The organism is Streptomyces sp. NPDC047525 (assembly GCF_040643025.1).
GTDB classification, from domain to species: Bacteria; Actinomycetota; Actinomycetes; order Streptomycetales; family Streptomycetaceae; genus Streptomyces; species Streptomyces durmitorensis.
The window spans coordinates 1-2,424 of record NZ_JBEYTL010000051.1 but is presented as its reverse complement, the minus strand read 5'-3'; the positions used below and the strand labels follow the sequence as shown (position 1 = coordinate 2,424).

At 69.4% G+C, this 2,424-nt stretch carries 2 protein-coding genes; both read right to left on the bottom strand.

Annotated features, from left to right (window positions below; translation table 11 throughout):
- The coding region (locus tag ABZ833_RS45565) for a beta-ketoacyl synthase N-terminal-like domain-containing protein (protein WP_361060022.1) at positions 1 to 1,346 on the bottom strand (1,346 nt) is incomplete at its 3' end.
- A 66-nt stretch (positions 1,347 to 1,412) separates the two neighbouring features.
- Positions 1,413 to 2,424, bottom strand: a 1,012-nt coding sequence (locus tag ABZ833_RS45560; protein WP_361060020.1) for a beta-ketoacyl reductase, incomplete at its 5' end; no start/stop codon positions are given.

Below are 2,424 nucleotides of genomic sequence, written 5' to 3'. Positions count from 1 at the left end.
CTCACACCAAAAGACGACACACCCGCCCGACGCACCCGCACACCCCGAGGCCACTCCACCGACCCCGTCAACAACTCCAACGCCCCCGCATCCCAGTCCACGAAGGGGGACGGCTCGCTCACGTTGAGCGTGCGGGGCAGTTCCTCGTTGCGTAGCGCCATCAGCATCTTGATGACTCCGCCGACTCCGGCGGCCGACTGCGTGTGTCCGATGTTGGACTTCACCGAGCCGAGCTGCACGGGACGTCCGCCCTCACGGTCCTGTCCGTACGTGGAGATGAGCGCCTGGGCCTCGATCGGGTCACCCAGCTTCGTGCCCGTGCCGTGTGCCTCCACCGCGTCCACGTCCGACACCGACAGGCCCGCATTGGCCAGCGCGGCCCGGATCACCCGCTCCTGCGACGGACCGTTCGGCGCGGTCAGGCCGTTGCTCGCGCCGTCCTGGTTGACGGCCGAACCCCGCACCACACCCAGCACCTTGTGCCCAAGACGCCGCGCATCCGAGAGACGTTCCACCGCCAACAGCCCGACGCCCTCTCCCGCGCTGAAGCCGTCGGCGTCCGCCGAAAACGGCTTGCACCGGCCGTCAGGAGCCAGACCACGCTGCCTTGAGAACTCGGTGAGGGCGGCGGGGCTTGCGAGGACGGTGACGCCACCGGCCAGGGCGAGATCGCACTCTCCCTGCCGCAGCGCCTGGACCGCGAGGTGCAGTGCCACCAGTGACGACGAGCACGCGGTGTCCACCGACACCGCGGGCCCCTCGAAACCGAACGAGTACGACACCCGGCCCGACAGCACACTCGCCAGGTTGCCGGTGAGGGTGTAGCCCTCCACGTTCTCGGGCGGGTTGTCCATGTCGGGGATGTACGCCGAGGTGGAGGCGCCGACGTAGACGCCGGTCCGGCTGCCCTTCAGCGCCTGCGGGTCCAGGCCCGCCCGCTCCAACACCTCCCACGAGGTCTCAAGAAGCAGCCGCTGCTGCGGATCCATCGCCAGCGCCTCACGCGGCGAAATCCCGAAGAACTCCGCGTCGAAGCCCGCCACATCGTCCAGGAAACCGCCGCGACGGGCATACGACTTGCCCAGGCTCTCCGGGTCCGGGTCGTACAGGTCCTCCGGCCAGTCCCGGTCACCGGGCAGCTCCGAAGTGGCATCGATTCCCGCCGCCACCAGATCCCACAGATCCTCGGGCGACCGCACACCGCCCGGGAAACGGCAGGCCATCCCGACCACCGCGACCGGCTCCTGCATGACGGCGGTCAGCCGCTGGTTCTCCAGCTGCAGCCGCTCGGTCTCCTTGAGTGACGTACGCAGTGCGTCGATGATTTCCTGGTTCGACGTGGTCATGCTGGGGCTCCGCTCTGGCAGGTGGGCGTCAGGTCAAGAGGACGACGGGTGCAGCGCTCGGGCTGCTCAGGACGGGCTTTCGCCGCGAGCCACGCGCACGAGATCCTCGATGGCCAGCGAGTCGATCCTGCTCTGGTTCTCGTTGTTCGGGGCGGGCTCGGCGGCCTTCGCCATCGGGGTATCGGCGCTCTCGTCGGGTACGGGGACCAGGCTGCTCAGGTGGTCGGCCAGCGCCTCCGGGCTGGGGTGGTCGAACACGGCGATCGGTGAGAACCGGACGCCGGTCGAGGCAGCGATGCGGTTGCGAAGCTCGATGGCGGTGACCGAGTCGATGCCGAACTCCTTGAACGCCAGGGCGGAGTCGACCGTCATGGACTTGGAGTGGCCAAGCACCGTGGCCAGTTCGGCGCAGACGAGGTCGAGCAGTTCCTCCCCGCGCTGCGCCGCGGGCAGTGCGGCGAGCCGTTCGAGCGGGCTCGGGCCGTCCGTGGCGGCGGGGGTCTCGTCGGCCGTGCCGATCAGCTCCGAGATCAGCTGATACGGCCGCGAGCCGCGGGAGCGCTCGGCGACGCGGTCCCAGTCGACGCTGGCGATCGCGACCGTGGTGTCGCCGTTGTCCAGGGCTTGCTGGAGGGCGACGACGCCGAGGTGAGGCGTCATCAGGTCCATCCCGCCCAGACCGATCCACTCCTGGAAGTTCTCCTCCCCGGCCATACCGCTGCCGGCCCAGGCGCCCCAGGCGACCGAGGTCGCGGGCAGGCCCAGGGACCTGCGGTACTCGGCGAAGGCGTCGAGGTAGGCGTTGGCCGCCGCGTAGGCGCCCTGGCCGACGTTGGGCAGCAGGCTGCTGAACGAGGAGTACAGCACGAACGCGGCCAGGTCCTGGTCGAGCGTCAGCTCGTGCAGGTTCTGTACGGACTGGTACTTGGGGCGCAGGACCTCATCCAGCTGCTCGGGAGTGATCGCGCTCAGCGGGCGGTCGTCCGCGATGCCGGCGGTGTGGATGACGGCGGTGAGGGGGTGGTGGTGGGGGATGGTGTGGAGGGTTTGTTTGAGGGTGTGGTGGTTGGTGGTGTCG